This is a genomic window from Sinomicrobium pectinilyticum, from assembly GCF_003725735.1.
Taxonomy (GTDB): domain Bacteria; phylum Bacteroidota; class Bacteroidia; order Flavobacteriales; family Flavobacteriaceae; genus Sinomicrobium; species Sinomicrobium pectinilyticum.
In genome coordinates this window covers 1-8,173 of the sequence record NZ_RJTM01000001.1, presented here as the reverse complement: position 1 = coordinate 8,173, position 8,173 = coordinate 1, and the positions used below count along the sequence as shown (strand labels likewise).

Annotated in this window: 7 protein-coding genes; all 7 read right to left on the bottom strand. The window is 45.8% G+C overall.

Annotation, left to right across the window (positions count from 1 at the left end; all coding sequences use genetic code 11):
• Positions 1-248: hypothetical protein (locus ED312_RS24080; protein WP_206363183.1), on the bottom strand; the 248-nt coding region annotated here is incomplete at its 3' end.
• Positions 227-1,396 (bottom strand): T9SS type B sorting domain-containing protein, encoded by a 1,170-nt coding sequence (locus tag ED312_RS00030; RefSeq protein WP_123213945.1) that lies wholly within the window; start codon positions 1,394-1,396, stop codon positions 227-229. The genes ED312_RS24080 and ED312_RS00030, both read right to left, overlap by 22 nt.
• A 98-nt stretch (positions 1,397-1,494) precedes the next feature.
• Positions 1,495-2,388 carry a hypothetical protein gene (locus ED312_RS00025; protein ID WP_123213944.1) on the bottom strand — a complete coding sequence of 298 codons (894 nt, stop codon included), beginning with the start codon at positions 2,386-2,388 and terminating at the stop codon, positions 1,495-1,497.
• Positions 2,389-2,420: 32 nt separating this feature from the next.
• Positions 2,421-3,758 carry an immunoglobulin domain-containing protein gene (locus ED312_RS00020; RefSeq protein ID WP_123213943.1) on the bottom strand — a complete coding sequence of 446 codons (1,338 nt, stop codon included), beginning with the start codon at positions 3,756-3,758 and terminating at the stop codon, positions 2,421-2,423.
• 100 nt (positions 3,759-3,858) lie between these two features.
• The gene (locus ED312_RS00015; RefSeq protein WP_123213942.1) at positions 3,859-5,799 is read right to left on the bottom strand and encodes an OmpA family protein; all 1,941 of its coding nucleotides are present in this window, start codon (positions 5,797-5,799) and stop codon (positions 3,859-3,861) included.
• A gap of 11 nt (positions 5,800-5,810) precedes the next feature.
• Positions 5,811-6,743: a PorP/SprF family type IX secretion system membrane protein gene (locus ED312_RS00010; RefSeq protein ID WP_123213941.1), complete on the bottom strand. Its 933-nt coding sequence runs from the start codon at positions 6,741-6,743 to the stop codon at positions 5,811-5,813.
• Positions 6,744-6,819: 76 nt separating this feature from the next.
• Positions 6,820-8,173, bottom strand: a 1,354-nt coding sequence (locus ED312_RS00005; protein WP_123213940.1) for an Ig-like domain-containing protein, incomplete at its 5' end; no start/stop codon positions are given.

Genomic DNA, 8,173 nt, shown 5'->3' with positions numbered 1-8,173 from the left:
TTTACTTTAGCGGTCAACCAAATCCCTTTAGCCGCCAAACCATTTACTTTAGCGGTCAACCGAATCCCTTTAGCCGCCAAACCATTTACTTTAGCGGTCAACCGAATCCCTTTAGCTGCTAACCGGACTACTTCCGGTGTCAAAGGGATTGCTTTAATGGCCGTTTTCCGGGCGCTAAACAGGCGCCGGAGCATTTCAAATCTGACCTGGTGCGTAAACATATTGTTTATCGCATGATGTACAACCATCCGGAAACCGGTTTGCTTCCGTCCCCCGGATCCAGTACGTAATAATAGGTACCCACAGGGAGCATTCCGTTGCGGCTTATGGTATTTTTAACGTTGGAAGCGCCTTTCCAGGTGTTGTCATAACCTTTTTGCCTGAAAACGATATGGCCGTACCTGTTGTACACTTCGAGTTTATTTTTGGGGTAGTTTTCTATACAATCTATCCGGAAAGTGTCGTTCATACCGTCTCCATTGGGTGAAAACAGGTTGTACACACGGAGACAGGAAGGAATTACCGTAACTTCGGCACGGTTGTTCAATATATCGGTATCCGAAGGATCGGAAGCGTCGAGAACAGCTACATTGGTATGATCTCCCGTCGGAAGCACCGTGGCATGCACGAGAAGTTGCGCACTTTCGTTTCCGGAAAGCAATGGTATCTCCCATATACCGGATGTTGCGTTGTAGCTCCCTTTATCGGCATTGTGGGAAATATAAGCAAACCCGGATGGTAACCGGTCACGTATCGTTATGTCCTTTACTTCCGGAGAAGTTTCATTATTTATTCTTACTGAAAAAACAACGGGAGTGTCCGCAGGGGCTTCCGGGTTATCTACTTCCTTACTTACCGAAAGATCGGGACACTGATCGAGAAATACGGTCACCGCAAGTCTTTCCTGGCTTTCGGTACCGGGCCCTCCCGGAGCCTGGGAAGCATAATAGGTTCCCCCCTCTTCCAGCGGTTGCGTATCCGGCAATACATTTCCTCCTTCTTCGGCATCGTACCATGTTATATTTATTCCCTGAACCTCTATATCGGCCAGAACGGGATCAAAAAAATGGCAGAAGTATTGTATCCCTTCTCCGGCAGGAGCCGAAGAAGTTCCCGAAAACCGGATCTCTATCTCATTGGAAATACCGGATTCACAGCCTTCGGCATTAAAGGAAATCACGGTATATTTTCCTTCCTGGACAGCGGCATAGATGGCACCGGTAGCGCCATCCAGTACATCGCCATCCCGAAACCACTGGTATCGGGATGCTCCTTCGGAAGCGGCACGGAGGTGTACCGTGCTCCCCGGAAGGACCACCACAATATCACCGGCTTCCTGCGCACCGGCAGCCTGCCAGAAACACAGGAAAATAAGAATGAGTTTCCCGATCTTCATAATATCGAATAAAGGAATTACGCCATAGCCGGGAACAGGCGGCCCGCACCGGGGCTCCTGTTCCGGGTATATGATTCCGGAGTATATCCGGGGAAATATTAGTCTACGATATTATCGATAGTAATGGTCGGTGCTCCGGGGGTCGGGGTTACTACGATCTCCAGGTCCGTTCCTCCGTTCTGTACGTTACCCGTATAGGTTACATAATCTCTGCTTTCTTTGTCTTTTATAGTGTACTCTACTTCGACATAAAAGGTGTAGGTACCAGGATCGGTAAGGGTAACAGCATAGGTGTCGGTTGCAGTCGTAAGGTCTACAGGATTGGCAGTATCCCCGTCCTTTACGGCAAACCACGCATAAGAAACTTCGAAATCGCTGCCGGCCGGGTTCGGATAACCGTTGGTATTTGCAGCATAATCCGCATTAATACCACTTACGGATAACTCTATGGGAGTGGCCGGAGCATCGTTGGAACAGTAAATGAGAGGATTTCCGTTGGCATCAAAGGTTGTATCCACGGTTAACGGTGACAGTACGAAGAGAATAATATCTTCGAAATCGTCGGACTGGCAGATCACCTCCCCGTTGTCCACAAGACCGTAAACGCGGAACTTATGATACCCCGGGGCAAGGGCCGTCAATGTAAGATTCTGTGTTGTTTCACCGGTAAGAATATTTTCTGTTTCCGTGGTCCCGTCTGTGGTCATATTATACCATTCATAGGTAGAAAACGTATTTCCGGCCCCGTCATCGAGACTCGCTGTTAATGTGAGCGACGGTCCGGATGTAGCCGGGTTGTAAAACAGCACCGCACCATCCAGGGCCGTTACCGGAGGCGTGTCGTTGGTGAGGGTCCCTACGTCCAGGTTGGAAGTTTCGTTAATCGGAAGCCCGTTGGGGACAGGGGCATTGATCTGTGCCAGGACCGGCACGGAGCAGATTAAAAACAGGGCTGTAAGTCCTTTTTTTAAAGTTGTTGTAATGGATTTCATGTTACTGATTTTTAGATTGTTATTAACTTCATTCAATTTGTCGTATTTCCTATGACAATATCAGGGTTTCCATAGGCGGGAAATACGATAAGTTCTACAGGGGTGCGTCCGGATTCATTCGTACATCCTTCTCTGGTTTCGGATGCGTAAAAAAAAGCGGAACCCGGGACGGTAGTATCGGGGATGTAGGAAGTTCCCGTAGCAACGGGAGCCCCCCCGGTCGGGGCCGTATACCATGTATAAACGGAACCGGCAAGGGGCTGATCTATGTTCAGGGTGACTTCATCGCCGAAACAGGAATAGACCACCCCCTCTGTCATCTGCGGGGAGGTAATACCGGGGCCTTTTGCTATTCTTTGGATTTCGTAGACATGTAGACTGGCCAAGGCTGTAGCAAGTCCCTCACCAATGGCTACTTCAATACGGTTAAACGGAGTTTGCACCGGGAAGGTTAAAACTTGTATATCACTACTTCCCGAGAGTAAACTTAGCCTGAGAATATCCGAATCTAAATCTAATGCTCCATTATCCTGGTTATCCAGGTATGTTCTCAACACGAAGCTACTTGATAACAGGCCCAGATCAATTAAACCTCCCGGGTTGCGAAACACTAAACGAACAGAATCTCCAGCCACAGATACGGACGGATAAAGCGCGGTTACATATGTTTTCCCCTCAACGCTTACAGTAGCATTTAATTCGGCAAATGTAGATTCGTCCCCGTCAATAGCATTTTGAGGATTATTGACTGCGTTTACTCCACCGGCCAGGCTTGCTTCACTTCCCCAAAGAATATCCTCAGCCATATCACAGGCTATACTATCCCCGGGTTCGTTGAAGTAAGCGCCATATATATTAATACCTCCACCAAGAGCCACTCCATCGTATAGAACTCTTACACTATTATATGGCACATCAGGAGCCGGCAATACGATATCCGCTTGATCAGCACCATTTAGCAGGCCTATCAAACTTCCTAAAGCTACTTCTACTCCAACAGGAGTATTTCCATTATATGCCTGAAATTTAAGACTCGTAGCTAAACTAGCCAAACCGGTAGATGTTCCTATTTTTACATGAACCGGATCATCCGGTCCGGGTTGCTGGGAAGTAAAGTCTAATTTTTGCCATACCTGACCTAATACAGTAATACTTAGTGTAGAATAAGTATCTTTATCTCCATCCACAGCTCGCCCTTCATTTGCAACATCTATAGTTAGACAAAGTGCACAATCATTATTCGTTTGTGCATCCGCATAAACCCGTTCCTGCGGTTGCTGGGACCAAAGCGGAACAAGACCGCCGGTAATAAAGAATACGGCAAGTATAAAGCCTAAGCCATTGATATGAGGAGTAGTCGTGAGGTACATCGGTTGATTGGTTAAAAATGGTATGTGGGAAAAGTAGGGGGTGCCCACACACCATTTTATTTTTTATTCTGAACAGACCAGAAAATATAACTGATCGTTATTACTTCTCAATAATAATAAAATCGGACCTCCGGTTTTCGGCATGTTGTTCTTCCGTGCATCGACTGCAGGTCTCACAAACAATTTTGGGGCGGTCTTCGCCGTAACCGATGGCACTTTCTATACGTGAGGGGTCTATTTTGCCTTCTTCAAGAATATACTTTTGCGTGGATTTCGCCCGACGGTCCGTTAAATTCCTGTTGTAATCGGCATTTCCCCTGCAATCCGCGTGAGATTCTATTTTGATCTTCACATCGGGGAACTGGTTCATTACGTAGATTACCTTATTGAGCTCTTCGGCGGCCTGGGGGGTGATATCCGCTTTATCAAACTCGAAGTATATAGGGTTTACATCTATTTTTTCCTGGTTATCTTCTTTTACGATCAGATCGTCGAAATTGGTCAGTTCAAAGTTTACGTCGGTGATTTCATCACCGTTTTTCTCCGTGGTCACGACTTCTTTTTCTTCGGTAGTATAATTGGGCTTGGTAGCTTTGAAGGTATAAGTAGATTCGCAGGGAATCTCCACTTTATACAAACCGTCTGTCCCGGTAGTAGCTGCCGTTACCTGATCGCCGAATTCGTCATATACCGTTACCGTTGCCCCTTCGAGGGCCATTTGTGTGTTCTTGTTGGTAACCTTACCGGACACAAACTGATCGCATGGCGCTTTTTCCTTGGTGTAATAATAAATATCATCATCCCCTTTACCTTCCGCCCTGTTCGAAGAAAAGTAGCCATAGGAGCCTGTGGAATCTATAACAAAGGAGAAGTCATCCTTATTACTGTTGACCGGGGCTCCCAGGTTTTTGGGAGCACTGAACTCCCAGGTCCCTTCTTTCCTTTCGCTTTCGAATACGTCCAGACGACCGAGTCCGTAATGACCGTCCGAGGAAAAATAGAGTTTCTCATCTTTAAAGTAAGGGAACATGTCCTTTCCCCTGGTATTGATCACCGGGCCCAGGTTTTGCGGCTCGGATGCCACACTACCGTCTTCGGACATTTCCACCACGTAGATATCGGTATCCCCGAAACCACCAGGCATATCCGAAACGAAAAACAGCCATTTTCCGTCCGGGGTCATACAAGGGTGCCCCACGGAATATTCCACACTATTAAAAGGCAGGCTTTGCGTTTTCACGATTTTTCCGTCCTCAATAGTCCCTTTCATAATATGAAAATTATTAGTCCCGGAATCATCTTTCACGAGTTTGTTCCGGTTCTTGACTATATTGGTCGTATAGTATATATATGACAGGTCGGGAGAAAAGGTAATTGTAGCATCGTGGTATCTGGACTGTATATCCGGAAGAAAAAGGTCTACGTTGAACAATTCCCCGTCACTTGCATTTCTCTCTCCCATATACAGGTCGAGGAAAGGCTGCTGGTTCCATACATACAATGTATAACTGGGTTTTCTCGTTGAAGAAAAAACCACTTTGTCCCCGTAAAAGGTGGCACCGAATTCCGACCTCGGCGTATTACTTTCCAGGTTTTTTACGGTGAAAAGGGATTCCGACTGCTCCAGGCTATCCAGATAGGCTTTTTCTCTGGCATATCTTGATATTTCCTTTTCGTCGCCCTTATTTTTAAGGTGATTTTTCATAAGAGAATTAGCCTCCTCATAGTCCTTTACTCCCTTAAGTGCGTGTATGTACCGGTAAAAATGTGCATCGGACATTCCTTGCCGCTGTAACTCATAGAGTTTCTTATAATACTTAACAGCACTGGTATCGTTACTTATAAAGTAATATGAATCTGCTATATTCCCCAGAAAGTCGGGCGAAGGCGAATTCACTCCTTTGAGGTATTCCTCATAAGCCTGGGCAGCTTCTACATAAGCCAGGTCTTTAAACAGGCGGTCCGCTCTTTTCGGTTGCTGTCCGAAAACAGCTGTCACGCAAAACAATAAGCCAAGGGTATAAAATATCTTTCTTCTCATGACGATTCTGTTTAGAAAAATCTCGGGGATTTTATACGACTGGATTTAAACGGCATCTGATATCGCAGAATAATCTCATGTGTTCCGTCATTGTACCGGTTAAAACTCGTCGTGGTATAATCATAGGCATAACCGATAAAGAAGCTCGGAGATACCTGAAAACCTGCCAGGGCACTTACGGAATCATCCCATCGGTAGGAAGCTCCTAAAGTAAATCTCTCCTGTAACAGGAAGTTAGCGGAAACATCTACGGAAACCGGTGCTCCCCGCACTATTTTCACCATAGTCGCAGGTTTGAACAACAACGTTGGCGACAGTTCGAAAACATATCCGCCTGTTATGAAGTAATGCAGTCTGTCCGACAATACTCCTCCCTGTTCCCGGTCATCATAATAGTCATAACGGAGGAAACTGGGAACAGAAAATCCTACATACCATTTATCCGTATAATAAAATGCTCCCGCCCCTGCTAAAAAATGGGTTTTATTTACATTCTGGCCAAAAAGAGGATCGTTCGGGTCTTTAAAATCTCCTTCACTCCAGTCTACATCCAGAATACTGATCCCTGCTTTTACCCCGAAAGCCAGTTTGGAAAAATACCCGGTTTGTATCGTATAGGAGAAGTTCCCGTCGAGGAATACTTCCCGGGACGGCCCCAATTTGTCATGCGCAGCATTAAAACCCAGGCCTACCTTTTCATTGTTTAAAGGGGAATGGACACTTAAGGACTGGGTTTGTGGTGCCCCGTCTATACCTGTCCACTGCGACCGGTGCAATAGATTTGCTTCCAAAGTACCCACAGAACCGGCATAGGCAGGGTTAAAACTCATCATATTATACATGTACTGTGTATATTGAGGGTCTTGCTGTGCTTTCACCGTAATCATAGCAAGCATACATATAAACAAAATGTAATTGCTCTTTTTGACGTTTATAATTTTCATCTGCTTATATTTTATCTGTTTTATATGGGTTTAATGCAATAAAAGAGGGATGGGGTATCCCTCTTTCTATCTTATCTTATCTTGCGATATAGAGCCATCCGCTTTTCCTTATCCCGGTTCCGGTATCCAGTACGTAGAAATACGTTCCTACCGGTAACTTGTCTTTCTTCTTAATAGCTCCGCTCTTATTGGCAACTCCGTCCCAATCATTATTATAATTAGCAGTCTTGAATACCAGGTTTCCGTACCTGTTATAGACCTGTAATGTATTGCTCGGGTAGAGTTGTATACCATCTATCACAAAAGTGTCATTAAACCCGTCTCCGTTCGGAGAAAACTCGTTATACACTACCAGCAAGAGTGGTTCTACGGCGACCTGTGCCGTATTGTTGTCCAGGTTCGCATCCAGCGGAGAAGATCCTTCTATAGTTACTACATTCAGATAATCCGCTCCGGCAACCGCTACTACTTTAGCGGTCAATTTCAGGGTTGCAGTTCCTTCGGCGCCAATATGGCCGATGGTCCATTTTTCGGTAAGATCATTGTAGTCTCCTTCTGCGGATTCAGATCTTACAAATTCATATCCCGAAGGCAGAGGTTCATCTACAATAACATCGGAGAATACCTGATCTCCATCGTTAGTAACCGTTATGGTAAACTCTACTTCACTGTCTATGGACGGTGTCACGTCATTAACTGTAATGGAAATCGTAAGATCGGAGTTTGAAGTCACATCTATAGATACTACCGCTATATTGGATAATCTTCCCTCCGTATCTTCAACAGTATACTCAAAGCTGTCTTGCCCGACAAAACCTGCTTCCGGTATATAATCTACCGTTCCGTCGTCATTAATCGCAATACTACCGTTGGAAGGCCCGCTGACAACATCTACCGTAGCAGGATCAATCGGAGCGCTTCCTTCCGCATCGTTATCCAGTACCGCTATCCTTATAAAGCTGTTCGGATTTACCTGTACCGCATCGTCGTTAGCGATAGGTCCTGTCGGTGCCGGATCAACCGTTACCGTTACCAGGGCAATATTGGATGTATAACCATCGGTATCATTTACGGTATAGGTGAACGTATCCACACCTTCAAATCCGGCATCAGGGGTATAGGTAACTTCTCCGGTCACCGCATCCACTTCTACCGCACCGTCTGCAGGCATATCCACTATCGCTACGGTCGTCTCGTCTATAGGTGCATTTCCACCCGTATCATTGGCGAGTATTTCTATAGTTACAGGCACTTCAATGATTGTACTTGCAGTATCATCTACGGCCATAAGACCTCCGTTGGTTCCGCCTACCGTAACAGTTACCGTAGCAATATTACTTGTGTAGCCATCTACATCTTTCATCGTATACGTGAAGGTATCCACGCCTTCGAAACCGGCATCAGGGGTATAGGTCACTATTCCGGTGACT